Origin of the sequence: Pseudomonas sp. GOM7 (genome assembly GCF_026723825.1) — a bacterium.
Classification (GTDB): domain Bacteria; phylum Pseudomonadota; class Gammaproteobacteria; order Pseudomonadales; family Pseudomonadaceae; genus Aquipseudomonas.
Window position 1 is genome coordinate 4756343 of sequence record NZ_CP113519.1, and the last position, 18526, is coordinate 4774868.

The 18526-nt window shown below is 62.9% G+C and carries 13 protein-coding genes; 3 read left to right on the forward strand and 10 right to left on the reverse strand.

Annotated elements, in window-relative coordinates:
- Nucleotides 1-50 precede the first annotated feature (50 nt).
- The 4 genes from OU800_RS21070 to glyA all read right to left on the reverse strand — a co-directional run bounded on the left by OU800_RS21070 (nucleotide 51) and on the right by glyA (nucleotide 6154).
- The gene (locus tag OU800_RS21070) at nucleotides 51-3068 is read right to left on the reverse strand and encodes a sarcosine oxidase subunit alpha (protein WP_268179293.1); all 3018 of its coding nucleotides are present in this window, start codon (nucleotides 3066-3068) and stop codon (nucleotides 51-53) included.
- Nucleotides 3065-3391, reverse strand: coding sequence for a sarcosine oxidase subunit delta (locus OU800_RS21075; RefSeq protein WP_268179294.1), 327 nt, complete (start codon nucleotides 3389-3391; stop codon nucleotides 3065-3067). Before OU800_RS21075 ends, OU800_RS21070 begins: the two co-directional genes overlap by 4 nt.
- A gap of 192 nt (nucleotides 3392-3583) precedes the next feature.
- Nucleotides 3584-4834 (reverse strand): sarcosine oxidase subunit beta family protein, encoded by a 1251-nt coding sequence (locus tag OU800_RS21080; protein WP_268179295.1) that lies wholly within the window; start codon nucleotides 4832-4834, stop codon nucleotides 3584-3586.
- 66 nt (nucleotides 4835-4900) lie between these two features.
- Entirely contained in the window at nucleotides 4901-6154 is a 1254-nt protein-coding gene (gene glyA / locus OU800_RS21085) for a serine hydroxymethyltransferase (protein ID WP_268179296.1), read from the reverse strand.
- Between the two features lie 357 nt (nucleotides 6155-6511).
- Between glyA and OU800_RS21090 the strand changes: the two genes are divergently transcribed.
- Nucleotides 6512-7525 carry a GlxA family transcriptional regulator gene (locus OU800_RS21090; RefSeq protein WP_268179297.1) on the forward strand — a complete coding sequence of 338 codons (1014 nt, stop codon included), beginning with the start codon at nucleotides 6512-6514 and terminating at the stop codon, nucleotides 7523-7525.
- Between the two features lie 32 nt (nucleotides 7526-7557).
- Here OU800_RS21090 and OU800_RS21095 read toward each other — a convergent pair whose 3' ends face one another.
- The 3 genes from OU800_RS21095 to OU800_RS21105 all read right to left on the reverse strand — a co-directional run bounded on the left by OU800_RS21095 (nucleotide 7558) and on the right by OU800_RS21105 (nucleotide 10480).
- The gene (locus OU800_RS21095; protein ID WP_268179298.1) at nucleotides 7558-8769 is read right to left on the reverse strand and encodes a M24 family metallopeptidase; all 1212 of its coding nucleotides are present in this window, start codon (nucleotides 8767-8769) and stop codon (nucleotides 7558-7560) included.
- A gap of 213 nt (nucleotides 8770-8982) precedes the next feature.
- Nucleotides 8983-9444: a hypothetical protein gene (locus tag OU800_RS21100; protein WP_268179299.1), complete on the reverse strand. Its 462-nt coding sequence runs from the start codon at nucleotides 9442-9444 to the stop codon at nucleotides 8983-8985.
- 736 nt (nucleotides 9445-10180) lie between these two features.
- The gene (locus OU800_RS21105) at nucleotides 10181-10480 is read right to left on the reverse strand and encodes a hypothetical protein (RefSeq protein WP_268179300.1); all 300 of its coding nucleotides are present in this window, start codon (nucleotides 10478-10480) and stop codon (nucleotides 10181-10183) included.
- A gap of 242 nt (nucleotides 10481-10722) precedes the next feature.
- Here OU800_RS21105 and OU800_RS21110 point away from each other — a divergent pair, with 242 nt between their 5' ends.
- Nucleotides 10723-11763 carry a threonine aldolase family protein gene (locus OU800_RS21110; RefSeq protein ID WP_268179301.1) on the forward strand — a complete coding sequence of 347 codons (1041 nt, stop codon included), beginning with the start codon at nucleotides 10723-10725 and terminating at the stop codon, nucleotides 11761-11763.
- Between the two features lie 151 nt (nucleotides 11764-11914).
- Here the strand turns inward: OU800_RS21110 and gbcB are convergent, their stop codons facing one another.
- Entirely contained in the window at nucleotides 11915-13021 is a 1107-nt protein-coding gene (gene gbcB / locus OU800_RS21115; protein ID WP_268179302.1) for a glycine-betaine demethylase subunit GbcB, read from the reverse strand.
- Nucleotides 13022-13337: 316 nt separating this feature from the next.
- Here gbcB and gbcA point away from each other — a divergent pair, with 316 nt between their 5' ends.
- On the forward strand, nucleotides 13338-14630 hold the full coding sequence (gbcA, locus tag OU800_RS21120) for a glycine-betaine demethylase subunit GbcA (protein WP_268179303.1): 1293 nt from the start codon (nucleotides 13338-13340) through the stop codon (nucleotides 14628-14630).
- A 1096-nt stretch (nucleotides 14631-15726) separates the two neighbouring features.
- Here gbcA and OU800_RS21125 read toward each other — a convergent pair.
- Both OU800_RS21125 and typA read right to left on the reverse strand, forming a co-directional pair.
- Nucleotides 15727-16464, reverse strand: a complete 738-nt coding sequence (locus OU800_RS21125) for an NTP transferase domain-containing protein (RefSeq protein ID WP_268179305.1) — start codon at nucleotides 16462-16464, stop codon at nucleotides 15727-15729.
- Nucleotides 16465-16704: 240 nt separating this feature from the next.
- On the reverse strand, nucleotides 16705-18525 hold the full coding sequence (typA, locus tag OU800_RS21130) for a translational GTPase TypA (protein WP_268179306.1): 1821 nt from the start codon (nucleotides 18523-18525) through the stop codon (nucleotides 16705-16707).
- Nucleotide 18526: the final 1 nt, after the last annotated feature.

Here is an 18526-nt window from a genome sequence, read left to right on the forward strand (position 1 = left end):
GGGCACCCTCGGATTCTTGCGGCTTGACGCTTGCGGCTTGCAACTCGACGTCAGACATTCTGGCGATCCCCTTTCGGGTCATAGAACACGGGGCTGACGATTTCGGCTTCGATCACGCTGCCATCAACCAGCGGCGCGAAGACGCGCTCGCCGATGCGCTTGAGACCACCGCGCACCAAGGCCATGGCGAAGGAATGACCCATCGCGGCGCTCATGTAGCTGGAGGTGACGTGGCCAACCATGGTCATCGGAATCGACTGCTTGGGATCGAACACCAGTTGCGCACCTTCCGGCAGCACCTTGTTCGGATCCAGCGGCTTGAGGCCGACCAGTTGCTTGCGGTTCTCCTTCAGGCAATCCTCGCGGTTCATGCCACGCCAGCCGATCCAGGAGAACGGCTTGGTACGGCCAACGCACCAGCCCATGCCGAGGTCGTCCGGAGTCACCGAACCATCGGTGTCCTGACCGACGATGATGAAGCCCTTCTCGGCGCGCAGCACGTGCATGGTCTCGGTGCCATAAGGCGTCAGACCATACTTCTCGCCTGCGGCGATGATCTGCTCCCACACGCCCAGGGCATAGTTGGCCTGCACGTTGACTTCGTAGCTCAGCTCACCGGTGAAGGAGATACGGAACACCCGCGCCGGTACGCCGCCCACGTTGCCTTCCTTCCAGCTCATGAAGGGGAAGGCGTCCTTGTCCAGGTCGATGTCGGTGACTTCGGCCAGCAGCTTGCGGCTGTTGGGGCCGGACAGGGTCATGGTGGCCCAGTGGTCGGTGACCGAGGTGAAGTACACCTTCAGCTCCGGCCATTCGGTCTGGTGGTAGATCTCCAGCCACTCCATCACGCGGGCGGCGCCACCGGTGGTGGTGGTCATGACGAAATGGTTGTCGGCCAGGCAGGCGGTCACACCGTCGTCGAAGACCATGCCGTCTTCCTTGCACATCAGGCCGTAGCGAGCCTTGCCCACGTCCAGCTTGGTCCAGGCGTTGGTGTACACACGGTTGAGGAACTCGCGCGCATCCGGGCCCTGAATGTCGATCTTGCCCAGGGTCGAGGCATCGAGGATGCCCACCGCGTTGCGCACGGCCAGGCACTCGCGGGCCACAGCGGCGTGCATGTCTTCGCCGTTTTTCGGGAAGTACCAGGGACGCTTCCACTGGCCGACATCCTCGAACTCGGCACCGTTCTCCAGGTGCCATTTCTGCATGGCGGTGTAGCGCTTGGGCTCGAACAGCTCGCCGCAGTGACGGCCGGCGATGGCGCCGAAAGTCACCGGGGTGTAGTTCGGGCGGAACATGGTGGTGCCCATCTCGGCAATGCTGATGCCGATGGAACGAGCCGCGATGGCCAGACCGTTGATGTTGCCCAGCTTACCCTGATCGGTACCGAAGCCCAGCGCAGTGTAGCGCTTGACGTGCTCGACCGACTCGAAGCCTTCACGCGTGGCCAGTTCGATACCGGCGGCGGTGACGTCGTTCTGCTGGTCGACGAACTGCTTGGGCGCACGGGCGGTGCCCTTGTCATGCGGCACCTGGAACAGCGCAACGGTGGCTTCCTCGATGCGCTTCTCAGCCTTGGGCAGAGTGCCGGTCACGGCGTTGAAGCCCACTTCGGCAGCCGCCTTGGCACCGGCCTCGAAACCGTCGGCCAGGGCGTCGCCCAGGCCGAACACACCGTTGACCGCACCGGCGCAATGACGCTTCTGGAAGCCTTCACCCGGCACGAAGGCGAGGATGTCTTCGCGCCAGACCGGACGACCGCCCAGGTGCGAGGCCAGGTGCACCACCGGGCTGTAGCCGCCGGAGCTGGCGATCAGGTCGCAGTCGACCACTTCCCCCGGGCTGGTGACCTTGTGCTTGACGGTGTCGATGGCGCAGATGCGCGCACCGCTCACACGCTTGCTACCACGCGCTTCGACCACGGCACTGCCGGTGAGGATACGCACACCACGTCGGCGCGCTTCTTCGACCCAGCTACCGCGCGGGTTGCTGCGCGCGTCGGCCACGGCCACCACCTGGCGACCGGCATCGAGCCAGTCGAGCACCACGCGGTAGGCGTAATCGTTGTTGGTCGACAGCACCAGCTTCTGGCCGGGCGCCACGCCGTAGCGGCGCACGTAGGTCGACACGGCGTCGGCCAGCATGTTGCCGGGCACGTCGTTGTTGGCGTACACCAGCGGCCGCTCATGAGCGCCGGTGGCCAGCACCACACGGCCGGCACGCACACGGTGCATGCGCTGACGCGGCTGGCCCATCGGGGCGACTTCACCGAGGTGGTCGGTGAGGCGCTGGTGGATGGTGAGGAAGTTGTGGTCGTGGTAACCGTTGACCGTGGCGCGCGGCAGCAGGGTCACTTCCGGCATCTTTTGCAGCTCGGCGATGGCCTTGGCAGCCCAGTCGGCGGCCGGCTTGTCATCGAGCATCTCGCGGGTGGACAGCAGGCTGCCACCGAATTCTTCCTGTTCGTCGGCGAGGATCACCCGTGCGCCACTGCGACCGGCAGCCAGCGCTGCGGCCAGACCGGCAGGGCCGGCACCGACCACCAGCACGTCGCAGTGCCGGTTCATGTAGTCGTAGATGTCCGGATCGTTTTCCTTCGGCGAACGACCGAGACCGGCGGCCTTACGAATGTACTTTTCGTAGGTCAGCCACAGGTTCTGCGGATACATGAAGGTCTTGTAGTAGAAACCGGGCGGCATCATGCCGCCGCCAACCTTGCCGAGAATACCCATCAGGTCGGTGTTGACGCTCGGCCAGCCGTTGGTGCTGGCAGCCGTCAGGCCCTGGTACAGCGCCTGCTGGGTGGCACGCACGTTGGGAATCTGCGCCGCTTCGGTGGAGCCGATCTGCAGCACGGCATTGGGCTCTTCGGCACCGGCGGCGACGATGCCGCGCGGACGCGAGTACTTGAAGCTACGACCGATCACGTCGACACCGTTGGCCAGCAGCGCAGCGGCCAGGGTATCGCCGGCGTAACCCTGGTAGGTCTGGCCGTTGAAACTGAAGGTCAGGGGCTGGCTGCGGTCGATACGGCCACCCTGGGAAAGACGATTGACCTGGCTCATGCCGTTACTCCTTGGTCGGCGGCCTTCTTCGCAGCGACAGTGGCTTCAGTCACGCTGGGGCTCTCGCCGATCTTGTAGGTTTCGAGAATCTCGTAACTCACCGTGTGGCGAGTGACGTTGAAGTACTGACGGCAGCCCGCCGCGTGAATCCACAACTCGTGGTGGATGCCGCGCGGGTTATCGCGGAAGAACAGGTACTCGCCCCACTCCTCGTCGGTGCAGGCGTTCGGATCCAGCGGGCGCGCGATGTGCGCCTGGCCGCTGACGTGAAACTCTTCTTCGGAACGCAATTCGCCGCAGTGAGGGCAGAAGATATGCAACATGGTGGAGCCTCCGCTTTACTCCCCTCTCCCGCTTGCGGGAGAGGGGCCGGGGGAGAGGGTGCTCAGCGCACCAGCACTCCCGAACTCTGTTATCGGGAACGGGAATGCCGAACCTGGCCCCCTCTCCCGCCCTTCGGGCACCCTCTCCCATAAATGGGAGAGGGGCATCAGCCTTCGCGCTACGCGCGACCTTTAATGCGCCACACCGGCCGCGCCGTGCTCATCGATCAGCGCACCGTTGTGGAAGCGCTCGATGGAGAAGGGCTTGGCCAGCGGATGCATCTCGCCCTTGGCCAGGCTGGCCGCGAACACGTTGCCCGAACCCGGCGTGGCCTTGAAGCCACCGGTACCCCAACCGCAGTTGATGAACAGGTTCTTCACTGGCGTCTTGGCGATGATCGGGCAGGCGTCCGGCGTGGTGTCGACGATGCCGCCCCACTGGCGGTTCATGCGCACGCGCGACAGCACCGGGAACATCTCGACGATGGCCTGCAGGGTGTGTTCGATGGTCGGGTAGGAACCACGTTGGCCGTAGCCGTTGTAGCCGTCGATACCGGCGCCGATGACCAGGTCGCCCTTGTCCGACTGGCTGATGTAGCCGTGTACGGCGTTGGACATGATCACGGTGTCGATGATCGGCTTGATCGGCTCGGAGACCAGGGCTTGCAGCGGGTGCGATTCCAGCGGCAGGCGGAAGCCAGCCAGCTTGGCCAGGTGCCCGGAGTTACCGGCGGCGACCAGGCCGACGCGCTTGGCGCCGATGAAGCCCTTGGTGGTCTCGACGCCGATCACCGCACCGTTTTCCTTGCGGAAGCCGATCACTTCGGTCTGCTGGATCAGGTCGACGCCCAGGGCGTCGGCGGCACGGGCGAAGCCCCAGGCCACGGCATCGTGGCGGGCCACGCCGCCACGGCGCTGCAGCGAGGCACCGAGAATCGGGTAACGGGTGTTCTTCGAGCAATCCAGGTAGGGGATCATCTCCGCCACCTGCTTGGCGTCCACTACCTCACCGTCGATACCGTTGAGGCGGTTGGCGCTGACGCGGCGCTCGATGTCACGCATGTCCTGCAGGGTGTGGCCGAGGTTGAACACGCCACGCTGGGAGAACATGACGTTGTAGTTGAGGTCTTGCGACAGACCTTCCCACAGCTTCATCGCATGTTCGTACAGGTGCGCGGACTCGTCCCACAGGTAGTTGGAACGGACGATGGTGGTGTTACGCGCGGTGTTGCCACCGCCAAGCCAGCCCTTCTCCACCACGGCGACGTTTTTCACGCCGAATTCCTTGGCCAGGTAGTAGGCCGTGGCCAGGCCGTGACCGCCACCGCCGACGATGACCACGTCATAAACCGGCTTGGGCGTCGGATTGCGCCACATGCGCTGCCAGTTCTCATGATGGCTGAACGAGTGCTTGAACAGGCCGAAGCCGGAATAACGTTGCATGGGCATGCTCCAGGGTTCTACTGCCCTCTCGCGACTGCGCGAGAGGGGCTGAGAGAGAAGGTTGGCTTAGCGATAGACCGGGTAGTCCGCGCACAGCCCGGCGACCAGCTTGGCCACCTGCGCCTCGACATCGGCATCGCCAAGGTGGTCGAGGATGTCGCAGATCCAGCCGGCCAGGCTCTGGCACTGGGCGACCTTGAAGCCACGGGTGGTCACGGCCGGGGTACCGATGCGGATACCCGAGGTGACGAACGGCGACTGCGGGTCGTTCGGTACGGCGTTCTTGTTCACAGTGATGCCGGCGCGGCCCAGGGCAGCGTCCGCATCCTTGCCGGTCAGGCCCTGCTTGATCAGGCTGAGCAGGAACAGGTGGTTGTCGGTACCGCCGGACACCACTTCGTAGCCGCGCTCGACGAATACCTTGGCCATGGCCTGAGCGTTGTCGATGACCTGCTGCTGGTAAGCCTTGAACTCAGGCTCCATGGCTTCCTTGAAGCACACCGCCTTGGCGGCGATCACGTGCATCAGCGGGCCGCCCTGGGCGCCTGGGAACACGGCGGAGTTGAGCTTCTTCTCGATCTCCTCGTTGGCCTTGGCCAGGATCAGGCCGCCACGCGGACCGCGCAGGGTCTTGTGGGTGGTGGTGGTGACCACGTCAGCGAACGGAATCGGGTTCGGGTACAGACCGGCAGCAACCAGGCCAGCGACGTGGGCCATGTCGACGAACAGGTAGGCACCGACCTTGTCGGCGATGGCGCGGAAGCGCGGGAAGTCCAGGGTTTTGGAGTAGGCGGAGAAGCCGGCAACGATGATCTTCGGCTTGTGCTCGACGGCCAGACGCTCGACTTCGTCGTAATCGATCAGGCCAGTGGCGGTGTCCAGACCATACTGCACGGCGTTGTACAGCTTGCCCGAGGACGACACCTTGGCGCCGTGAGTCAGGTGGCCGCCATGGGCCAGGCTCATGCCGAGGATGGTGTCACCGGCGTTGAGCAGTGCCAGGTAGACGGCGCTGTTGGCCGAGGAGCCGGAGTGCGGTTGGACGTTGGCGTAATCGGCACCGAACAGTTGCTTGGCGCGATCGATGGCCAGTTGCTCGACCTTGTCGACGTACTCGCAGCCACCGTAGTAGCGCTTGCCCGGGTAGCCTTCGGCGTACTTGTTGGTCAGGCCGCTGCCCTGCGCTTCCATCACGCGCTGGCTGCAATAGTTTTCCGAGGCGATCAGCTCGATGTGCTCTTCCTGGCGACGCTCTTCCTGGTCGATGGCGGCGAGCAATTCATCGTCATAACCCTGGATCTTGTCCTGTTTGCTGAACATCTCGGTCTCCCGGCAACCCGTCAGGGTCGCATCTGTGTTGGTGAGGCTCCCGTCGCAGCGGCTCACGGAGCCACCGACAAGGCGTCTGTTGGAGGCGATTGTGCGAAATAGCCTGGGGGGTCATTTGCCTAATTACGACTTCAAAATGCTCAAACTGACCTGCCCCGAATCACGCGATGAGCGGTAATGGCGCTGCCTGGCGGCGCTTCGCCTGGTATGTCGTGTAGAGACAGGTTGCGACCCCCGTCACGGCGCCGGACAGCCGGCGAATGAGGGTAAGATCGAGCCTGCCCCGCCTGGCGGGTGCGTAGCGCCATCCCGACGCCCGCACTGGCAAGCAACGGACAGGAGCCACCCATGAAGCATGCTGAGCCTCAGCGCCTGCAATTACCTGATTGCGACAAGTTGAAGACCTTCGGTTTCCTGCTCATCCCCAACTTCACCACCATCGGCTTCGCCTCGGCCATCGAGCCTCTGCGCATCGCTGGCCTGGCCGCTGGAAGGCCGCTGTATCGCAGCGTACTGATCTCCAGCGACAACCAGCCGGTGGCGGCCAGCAACGGCGTACGCGTGATGACCGACAGCAGCCCCGAACAGGCGCCAGCTCTGGACGCCCTGTTCGTCGTCGGCGCCAACCCGATCCCGGAGAAATACGACCGTGCCCTGCTCGCCTGGCTGCGTCGCCTGGCCGAACAGGGCGTGCCCCTGGGCGGCATCTGCACCGGCGGCCACCTGCTGGCCAGCGCCGGCCTGCTCGAAGGCTATCGCTGCACCCTGCACTGGGAGAATATCGAACAGATCAAAGCACGGTTTCCGCGCATCATCGTCTCCCACCAGCTCTACGAGCTGGATCGCGATCGCTATACCTGTTCGGGCGGCACCGCAGCGCTGGACATGACCTTGCAACTGATCAGCCGCGAACCCGACGGTGCCGAGATCGCCAGCCGCGCCGCCGAACTGCTGCTGTGCGAGCGGGTTCGCAACGCCCGTGACCCACAGCGCATCCCCTTGCGCCAGAAAATCGGCAATACCCAACCCAAGCTGAGCCAGATCGTGACGATCATGGAAGCGAATCTGGAAGAGCCCCTGGAACTGGCAGAGCTGGCACGCCTCAACGAGGTGTCGGTGCGCCAACTGGAGCGGCTGTTCCACAAGTACCTGGCGCGCACGCCCAGCCAGTACTACCTGGAGCTGCGCCTGCAGCGGGCGCGCGAGCTGTTGCTATGCAGTGAAGCCCCGGTGGGTGAGATCGCCCTGACCTGCGGCTTCTCGTCAGCGGCGCATTTTTCCAAGAGCTACAGCCGCCAGTTCGGACTGTCGCCACGCCGCGAACGCCAGCACAGCGGCATGGCCGTGCCGGCGCGCTCTTAGCACCATTGCCATAGCAGCGGCACGGCAGCTCACTATCGAGCGATGATGTTGTGCTCCGGGCCATAGGGGAAGCGGGTGATATTTTCGGCGCCGCTCTCGTGGACAATGAGGATGTCGTGTTCGCGATAGCCGCCGGCGCCTGGAAGGCCCTCCGGCAGCATGATCATGGGCTCCATGGACAGCACCATGCCCGGCTCCAGCAGGGTCTCGACATCCTCGCGCAGCTCCAGCCCCGTCTCACGCCCGTAGTAATGGTTGAGGACACCGAAGGAGTGGCCGTAGCCGAAGGTGCGGTACTGCAGCAGATCATGACTGAGGTAGATCTCGTTGAGTGCATGGGCGATATCGCAACAGCGCACGCCTGGTCTGATCAGGGCGAGCCCGGCCTCATGCACTTCGACGTTGGCCTGCCAGAGTCGCAGATGCGCGTCACTGCAGTGATCGAGGAACAGAGTGCGTTCCAGAGCCGTGTAGTAGCCGGCGATCATGGGGAAACAGTTGAGGCTGAGGATGTCGCCTGCGTTGACCTTGCGCGTGGTCAAGGGGTTGTGCGCACCGTCGGTGTTGATGCCGGACTGGAACCAGGCCCAGGTGTCCATCAGTTCCACCTCCTCGAAGGTGGCGGCGATGGCGCGCACCATGGCCTGGGTGGCATGCAGGGCCACTTCGTACTCCGGCACCTGATCGCACAGCGCTTCCAGCGCCGCCGCACCGCCGATATCGGCGATGCGCGCGCCATGGCGGATCAGTGCCTGCTCCTCGGCGGACTTGATCATGCGCAGGTGCATGCAGGGTGCGGCCACATCCACCAGTTCGGCATTCGGGTAACGGGCCGCCAGCCTTTCACGGTTGTGTAGGGTCAGGTGATCGAACTCGATACCGATACGGCGAGCCTTCGGCAGCGCCTGCTTGATAGCGGCGAGGTCGTTGTCACGCTGCCAGTCGCTGTAGACGATGTTGTCGGTAGCGACGGCGCGCCGCCACGGCCTGCCGCCGTCGATCTTGGCGCTGATGCTGACGATGGCGTCCTGGGTCACCACCAGCGCATAGCAACGGCCGAAGGCGCAGTAGAGGAAGTCACTGTAGTAATTGATGTTGTGGTACGAGGTGAAGACCGCCGCATCGATGTTCTCGCTCGCCAGGTGCGCGCGCAGCCTGGCGTGACGATTGGCGTACTCCTCGGCGGAGAAGGTCGATTTGACCTTTTCGCCGTTTTCAATCCGAAGCGTTTGCGGCATCTGCATGGCATCAATCCCTTTGCTGGTGACGCGGCCCATCGGACTGATGAGCCGTTGCAATGGATTGCAGCAGAAGCACCCCGAACTTTTTTGTACGCCTGCGACCCGAAGTTGGCCGGATCCGCTTTGCCACTGCAGGCGAATTCATTCGCGATCATTGCGGACATGGAGCCAGGCCCTATCGCCAATGAATTCGCCCCTGCATCTCCGTGACGGCGCTCAGTGCAGCAACTGGCTCGGGGTCGGCAACGGCTCGAATGCCAGCCCCTCACTGATCGCCCTGGTCAGCATTCGGCCATGGCGGCCGCCGATCATTTGCAGCATCGGCTCCAGGCCGGGCGCACCAAGAAACACGCCGGCTCGTGCCAGGTCACACAACTGGCACTCCAACTCGGGCCTGTGCGCCTGCGCCTCGTCATCGCCACGACAGAGGATCAAGCCATACAGCTTATCCACTGCGCCCAGGGCGCGATCCGGGGTGACCCACATGCCATTGTTGGCACGCCGTGCTCGCCCATCCAGACTGAGCGTCTGCCAGCGGTAGAGCGTGCACCCAGCCAACTGGTTGGCCATACGCAGCGGTTCCAGAGCAGCAGCCAACGCCATCAGACAGAAGCCTTCATCCAGCAGGAAACCGATAGACGCCACGGCGGCATCCGCCACCTTCTGCGCTGCGCTCATGCCGCAACGCCTTGCACAAGGCCGGGAGCAGGTACATCGGCTCGCGACAGAGGCGAGGGTGAGACTGCGAATTTGCTCGGGTGGAAAACGCAGATGACCATGACAGGACTCCTTGGCGGCGACGCGCAGCAGGACGTAATGCTGCGATTGTCACGGCCAGCCAAGTTGACCTGTTGCTCAGAATCGACGCCAAGGTATTAAACGCCGCCCCGGCCTTATCCACCCCACAGGTGGATCAAGCTGTGGATAAGCCGTGCACACAGCGCTCATCGCCAGGCTTCACGCAGGCTCCGGCCAATCGTTCGTTTCCTGATCGATATCAAACAGTTAGCGACTACCAATAATGCACAGAAACCGTGGATCACCCTGTGGAAAAGTTGTAGTCAGATCATCGCAGCCCCCGTGGAGACTGGAGCTTCTGCCGCTGTTCGTTGTCCATACACCCACCGCAGCGTGCCGGCTTACCCACCCGTTGCGGATGCCAGCAAGGAACGATGCCTGGGGATATGCACAGAAGCTGTGGATGAAGCTGTGCGCAGCTTGTTCGAGGAGTGCTTCAGGCCAGGAAAACCAAGGCCTGCCGCCGGACGATCAAAAATCGAACAAGATCAATCAGATAGAGATCTGTTGTGCACAAATACCCTGGACTTCTCTGTGCGCTGCCTGTGGACACTTGACGCCAGGCCGGAGCCCACGGGGCTCCGGCGCAAACGCACAGCATTTGCTCAGCAGGCGATCAGGGCTTGAGTTCGCCACTGCAACTGCTGGAGGCCTTCACCAGGCGCTGCTGCATGGCCTGATCCGGTGGCGACTGGCGGCTCATGGCCTCCAGCTCCTCTTCGCTGAACTCCTCGCTGACCTTGGTCGCCGCACAGTCGCAATAGGCCCGCAGTTGCGGCTCTTCGTAGCCAGCCGGGGCGCCGTTGATGCACTGCTGCACGAAGTCGTTCTTGGCCTTGTCCGACCACTCGGCAGCACTGACGGGCAGCGCCAGAACCAGGGGTAGAGCGGCGGCAAGCAGATGACGATAAGGCATGGAAAACTCCTTCTCTGGATGACGGAAAGCGGACCGAATGCCGCTCTCTGTAAGGTGTGAACCCCATGCAAAGCCTCTAGTTCCATCCCGGAGCCGAACGGCTGTGCACGCCCCCCCCATGCAGGGCGCATCGCATCAGCGCAACAACACGTCGCTGCAACGGACGCCGCCAGCGCTGCGCGGGCAGTATAGTGAGGATTTGCCGGCACCCTTGCCGGCTGCTTTTCAGAAGGAACGCGCCAATGCCCGACAATGCCCAGCAATTTGCCAGCGACAACTATTCCGGCATCTGTCCCGAAGCCTGGGCCGCCATGGCCGAGGCCAACCAGGGCCACCAACGCGCCTACGGTGACGACGAATGGACGGCGCGCGCCGCCGATCATTTCCGGCGCCTGCTCGACACCGACTGCGAAGTGTTCTTCGCCTTCAACGGCACCGCCGCCAACTCCCTGGCCCTAGCCTCGCTGTGCCAGAGCTACCACAGCGTGATCTGCGCGGAGACCGCCCACGTCGAAACCGACGAATGCGGCGCACCGGAGTTTTTCTCTAACGGCTCCAAGCTGCTGCTGGCCAGCACCGAGAACGGCAAGCTGACACCCCAGGCGATCCGTGAGATCGCCCTCAAACGCCAGGATATCCACTACCCGAAACCGCGCGTGGTCACCCTCACCCAGGCCACCGAAGTCGGCACCGTGTACCGCCCGGAGGAAGTCCGCGCCATCAGCCAGACCTGCAAGGAACTGGGCCTGCACCTGCACATGGACGGCGCGCGCTTCTCCAACGCCTGCGCCTTCCTCGGCTGCAGCCCGGCCGAGCTGACCTGGAAAGCAGGAGTCGACGTGCTGTGCTTCGGCGGCACCAAGAACGGCATGGCGGTAGGCGAGGCCATCGTCTTCTTCGACAAGGCGCTGGCCGAGGACTTCGACTACCGCTGCAAGCAGGCCGGCCAGCTAGCCTCGAAAATGCGCTATCTATCGGCGCCCTGGGTCGGCATCCTGCAGGACGGTGCCTGGCTGCGTTATGCCCAGCACGCCAACCGCTGCGCTCAGTTGCTCGCTTCGCTGGTCGCAGACATCCCCGGCGTCAGCCTGATGTTCCCGGTGGAGGCCAACGGCGTGTTCCTGCAGCTCTCGGAGCCGGCCATCGCCGCCCTCAGCGCCCGCGGCTGGCGTTTCTACACCTTCATCGGCGCCGGTGGCGCGCGTTTCATGTGTAGCTGGGATAGCGACGAAGCCCGCGTGCGCCAGCTCGCTGCCGATATCCGTGAAGTGATGAGCGCCTGAAAACGCCAGAGGCCCCGCAAGCGGAGCCTCTGATTGTGCAGCCAGGTAGCCGGATGCAATCCGGGGAAACGGATCGACCGTCCCGGATTTCATCCGGGCTACAGACCCGTAGGGTGCGCTGCGCGCACCAGCCCCAGAGCAGACGTGGCGATCAGTAATCGATCGCCACGTCGCCCTTGGGCACGCTGCAGCAAGACAGGATGTAACCCTCGGCCACATCTTCGTCGGTGATGCCGCCGTTGTGCTCCATGTCCACCTCGCCGGCGGTCTTCATCACCTTGCAGGTACCGCAGATGCCCATGCCGCAGGCTTTGGGAATGTGCAGACCGAGCTTGGCAGCGGCAGCATGGACGGTCTCGCCAGGCGCGACCCGAATGCTCTTGCCGGTGCTGATGAATTCCACCTGATTGAGCTCGCCCACCGGCACTTCCGGGGCATCGGCAGCTTCGGCGGCCAGTTCCTTGACCTCGGCACTGATCTCCGGCGGCGTGGGGCCGAAGGCCTCCTCGTGGTAGCGGCTCATGTCGTAGCCGGACGCCTCGAGCAGACGCTTGACCGCGCTCATGTAGGGCGTTGGGCCACAGCAGAAGATCTCGCGCTCGAGGAAGTCCGGCGCGATCAGTTCCAGCATCGGCTTGTTCAGGTAACCACGATAGCCTGCCCAGGCCTCACCCAGGCCATGCTTCTCGCAGATCACATGCACGCTGAAGTTGCTGATGCGCGCCGCCATGTGCTCCAGCTCACGCTGGTAGATGATGTCCTTGGGCGAACGCGCGCTGTGCACGAAGACCATGTCGACGTTGGCATTGGTGTCGTAGAACCAGCGCGCCATGGACATGACCGGCGTGATGCCGACACCACCGGAGAGGTAGAGCACCTTGTCGGATGGGAAGTCGATGGCGTTGAACAGCCCCACAGGGCCATGCACCGGCACCTCGTCACCTTCCTTGAGGTTGTCGTGCAGCCAGTTCGATACCTTGCCGCCCGGCACGCGCTTGATGGTGATGGAGAAGCTGTAGGGCACCGAAGGCGAGCTGGAAATGGTGTACGAACGCATGATCGGCTGGCCGTCGATCTCCAGCTCCAGGGTGACGAACTGCCCCGGCTTGAAGAAGAACAGCACCGGTTGATCGGCCATGAAGCAGAACGTACGGACATCCCAGGTTTCCTGGATGACCTTGACGCAGCGCACCAGGTGGCGGCCATTGGTCCAGGTCTGCGTGGTAACCGGGTTGAGGAAGGCGTTGGTAGTGGTCATGAACAGCTCTCCACGTGGCCGGATATCGGCCTATATGCGGCGGATTGTGCGAAAGGCAGAGAGTCGTCATTTATCTACCAACGACATCCACATACTTATCGCGACCTGCCCCATGACACGGGGCCTGGCGCGTCGGAAACGCATCCGGCCATGTCGCCCATGGACAAGGTTTCCCCTTTGCCCGGCTCCACACTCCGCCTCACCAAGCATGCACGCCCATCGCAGGCAGCAGCGATTGACGAACACCTTGCGGCATTTACCGTAACAGCCACTTTTACCGGCCGGCGCGACGCGTCGACCAATTGAGGAGCCATTCATGGACTGCACCCAAAACCTGAGCCTGGGCGACCCACTAGAGCCCGTCCGCAAGGCCACCGCGGAGATGCTGCACGAGCGCGATCACACCTTCTCGCTGCCGCAGCCTTTCTACAACGATGAGCGCCTGTTCCAGGTCGACATGCAGGAGATCTTCCACAAGGAGTGGCTGATCGCCGGCATGGTCAGCGAGATTCCGGCCAAGGGCAACTTCCTCACCGTGCAGATCGGCGACAACCCGATTCTGGTCATCCGCGGTGCCGAAGGCCAGATCCATGCCTTCCACAACGTCTGCCGCCATCGCGGTTCGCGCCTGTGCGTGTCGGACAAGGGCAAGGTCGCCAAGCTGGTCTGCCCCTACCACCAGTGGACCTACGAGCTGGACGGCCGTCTGCTGTTCGCTGGCACCGAGATGGGCGCCGACTTCAAGATGTCGGACTACAACCTCAAGCCGGTTCACTGCAAGACCGCTGGTGGCTTCATCTTCATCAGCCTGGCGGCAAACCCGCCGGCCATCGACGAATTCCTCGCGACCCTGGCTCACTACATGGAGCCGTACGACATGGAGAACACCAAGGTCGCGGTGCAGAGCACCATGCGCGAGCAAGCCAACTGGAAGCTGGTGATCGAGAACAACCGCGAGTGCTACCACTGCAACGGTTCGCACCCGGAACTGCTCAACACCCTGCTGGAATGGGACGACGTCACCGATCCGCGCGCCAGCCAGGCGTTCAAGGATCAGGTCGCCGAGTGCACCACCCGCTGGGAGAAGGACAACATCCCCTACGCCCATGCCAGCTTCGGCCTGCGTAACCGCATCGTGCGCATGCCACTGCTCAAGGGCACCGTGTCCATGACCCTGGATGGCAAGCAAGGCTGCAAGAAGCTGATGGGTCGCATCACCGACCCGGATCTGGGCTCCATGCGCATCCTGCACCTGCCGCACTCGTGGAACCACTGCATGGGCGACCACATGATCAACTTCACCGTGTGGCCGGTCAGCGCCCAGGAGTCGATCGTGATCACCAAGTGGCTGGTGCACAAGGACGCGGTGGAAGGCGTCGACTACGACGTGGCTCGCCTGCGCGAAGTCTGGGATGCCACCAACGACCAGGATCGTCGTCTGGGCGAGGAAAACCAGCGCGGCATCAACTCCACCGCCTACCAGCCCGGCCCGTACTCCAAGACCTACGAGTTCGGCGTGATCAACTTCCTCGACTGGTACAGCGAGCGCATGCTCAACAACCTCGACGACACCCCGGCGCAGAACCTGCGTCAGGTGGCAGGTGAGTGATGACCCTCAGCCTGCTGCTGTTGATCGGGTTGACGGCCTACGGGCTGCTGGCCTGTAGACCGCAGTGAGGCTGACGTAGAAAAGCCCCGGTGTTCTTACGGACACCGGGGCTTTTTTATGGGCATCGCATGTTCAGGGGAATGCCTGATTGACACCGGACTGGCAAGTTTGTGTGCCCTTGTTGGCTTGCGTTGGCGTTCTGGACGCCGCTTCGGTGTGTTCGGAAACTTCTTGTTTCGCCCCCTCGGGCGACTCACTTTTCTTTGAAATGCGCAAAGAAAAGTAAGCAAAAGAAACGCACCCCCGCCATCCGGGTCTCGCTGCGCTCGACTCCCCTCACTCCGGCACCGCTCCGGGGTCGGCGTACATGGGCCATCCCTGGCCTATTACGCGGGGCCGCCATCGGTATCTCGTGGCATCCATGCCACTCGCCCCCTGCGCAGCGCCTACGTTCGGCCTTCTGAAGGGGGAGTTAGCGCGCCTGAACGTACATCGGTTTCGGGCATGCCCGGCGTGCTCTGGTAGCAGTGGAGCCATGACGTGGCCGCCGGGTTAAACCAAAACTTTCATTCGCGCAGTTTCATTCGTCTGGATAGCTTGCCGGCTTCCAGCCGGCATTCTGGTCAGCCCTGAGGCTGACCCATGTTCAAGCACTCCACGCTAATTCTGGGTTACCTCGGGTTCAGGCGCGTGCAGAGCCCGCCCAGGAGGGCGAACGGAATCGTCGTGGAAGAGGTTGAGCGACATGGATGTCGCGAGAGCCGCGATGGGCCAGGGACGGCCCACCGCGGCGGGCCTCTGGAGCGGCGATGGAGTGAGCGGACCCTCGCGCAGCGAGGGCCGGATGACCGGGCGGAGGGTTTTGGTTACTTTTGCCCGTCAAAAGTGACTCGCCCGGGAGGGCGAAACCAAAAACATCAGCAAAAACGCGGCAATTCGGAACAGACACAAGAACAATCAACAAGCCAACACAAACTTGCCAATCCGGTATCAAGCCCGACTTCCCCATGATTCCGCGATGAGCCTGTTGTATGCGCTAGCGAAAGATATCCATAGGCGCCCATGCGCCACAGGATCACCCCGAAAATCTCTGCCCTCAAACGGCCTCCAAGCTTCGTCCCGCCACATGGCGTGCCCGCTCGCGACGCTTCTTGTTGGCCAGGCTCAACCTGCGCATCAGGTGCCTTACTCGCCAGATCAGGGGCTTGTCAATAGCGGCCAGCAACAACGGAACCTCTTCGGCGAAATCGACATCATCCGTTTCATCGTGAATATCCACGAAGAGCCGACGCTCGATGGCCTTGCGATCAGCCAATGGCAATCCCGCCATCAAGCGATAGAACGACCAGAAGCTCTGGTTTCCCGTGTCCTGGTAGAACCTGATGGCACGCTCCAGCGCAGCGCGCGCACGGCCACGATCAGCTTCGGCGATACGCACCGCGAACAGCTCGCCATAGTCCTTGAAGGTGTAGGCACTACGCCCGTCGCGCCCGTAGAAGCGAGTTTCTGAGCACGCCAGGATGGTGTCGATGGCCGCCTCGGAGTAATACACGTCGCTGTAGAGCACCAGCAGATCCCCGGCTCCCACCACGGCTTCAGCCGCGAGCAGGCTGTGAGCCTTGGTTTCTCGCCACAGCGGGCACCAGCTCGGCACTGGATAACTCGCCAACGCCTCACTGGCAGTCAGCAACCAGGGCGCCTTCACGCCGCGCTCTGCGAGCAGGCGCAACGTGCGTGCGAGAAGGGTTTCACCACGCACCTGGATCAATTGTTTGGGGGCTGGCTCAGCCCAACGCGTCTGTTTTACACCACTCTCCGCAGCCAGAATCAGCACTGCCAGACCATTCATTGGTTTACACCTCCCTGGACGCCGTAATGCAGGCACCGAACCGAAGCAATCGACGCCAGCCCCGATGATACCAATTCGCCATCCTCGATCACGAATAAAGATCCCGCAGGCAACTTCAACGCCACAAACCCGAAGCTGGATATGAAACGCAAAGACCCCGCCAGATCACTCCGGCGGGGCCTTGCTCTTCACTTGTCGCTTGCAGCTTGAAGCTTGCAGCCGCTCTTAGACCTTGGCGCGCTCGAAGCGCTTGCGGTCGTTCTCGTTCAGGTACTTCTTGCGCAGGCGGATCGACTTCGGCGTCACTTCCACCAGTTCGTCGTCGGCGATGAACTCCAGCGCCTGCTCGAGGGTGAACTTGATCGGCGGCACCAGAGCGATGACTTCGTCCTTGCCGGAAGCGCGCATGTTGTCGAGCTTCTTGCCCTTGGTGGGGTTGATCACCAGGTCGTTGTCACGGCTGTTGATACCGCACAGTTGGCCTTCGTAGATCTCCTGGCCCGGCTCGAGGAACAGCTTGCCGCGCGCCTGCAGGGTTTCCAGCGAATAGGTCAGCGCGGTGCCGGTGGCCATGGAGACCAGTACGCCGTTCTGACGGTTGGTCACCTCACCGGCCTTGATCGCACCGTAGTGGCTGAAGGTCGAGGTCAGGATGCCGCTGCCCGAGGTCAGGGTCAGGAAGTTGTTACGGAAGCCGATCAGGCCGCGCGCCGGGATGGTGTATTCCAGGCGGATACGGCCCTTGCCATCGGGCACCATGTTGGTCAGATCGCCCTTGCGCAGGCCCATCTGTTCCATCACCGAACCCTGGTGCTGCTCTTCGATGTCGATGGTGACGTTCTCGTACGGCTCCTGCTTCTCGCCGGCTTCGTTCTCGATGATCACCACTTCCGGACGGCCCACGGCCAGCTCGAAGCCTTCACGGCGCATGGTTTCGATCAGCACCGACAGGTGCAGTTCGCCACGGCCGGAGACCTTGAATTTCTCCGGGGTCTCGCCCGGCTCGACGCGCAGGGCGACGTTGTGCAGCAGTTCCTTCTCCAGGCGATCCTTGATGTTGCGGCTGGTGACGAACTTGCCTTCCTTGCCGGCGAACGGCGAGTCGTTGACCTGGAAGGTCATGCTCACGGTCGGCTGGTCGACGGTCAGCGGCGGCAGAGCCTCGACGTTGTTCTGGTCGCACAGGGTGTCGGAAATGTACAGCTCGTCCATGCCCGATACGCAGACGATGTCACCGGCAGTGGCTTCCTGCACTTCCACGCGCTGCAGGCCGGAGTGGCCCATGATCTTGAGGATACGGCCGTTACGGCGCTTGCCGTCGGCGCCGATGGCGGTCACCGGGCTGTTGGCCTTGATGGTGCCACGGGCGATACGGCCGATGCCGATCACGCCGAGGAAGCTGTTGTAGTCCAGCTGGGAAATCTGCATCTGGAACGGGCCGTCGACGTCGACGACCGGGGCCGGTACGTGGTCGACGATGGCCTGGAACAGGGCGTCCATGTTGTCGTCCATCTTCTCGTGGTCCAGGCCGGCGATGCCGTTCAGGGCCGAGGCGTAGACAATCGGGAAGTCTAGCTGCTCGTCGGTGGCGCCGAGGTTGTCGAACAGGTCGAAGATCTGGTCGATGACCCAGTCAGGGCGCGCGCCCGGACGGTCGATCTTGTTCACCACGACGATCGGACGCAGGCCGGCCTTGAACGCCTTCTGGGTCACGAAACGGGTTTGCGGCATCGGGCCGTCCTGGGCGTCGACCACCAGCAGCACGGAGTCGACCATGCTCATCACGCGCTCCACCTCACCGCCGAAGTCGGCGTGCCCGGGGGTGTCGACGATGTTGATGTTGTAGTCGTTCCACTTCAGCGCGGTGTTCTTGGCCAGAATGGTGATGCCGCGCTCTTTTTCCTGGTCGTTGGAGTCCATGACGCGCTCGTTTTCCGCTTCTTTGCGGTCGAGGGTGCCGGACAGACGCAGGAGTTTGTCGACGAGGGTGGTTTTGCCATGGTCAACGTGGGCGATGATGGCGATGTTGCGCAGTTTTTCGATCACT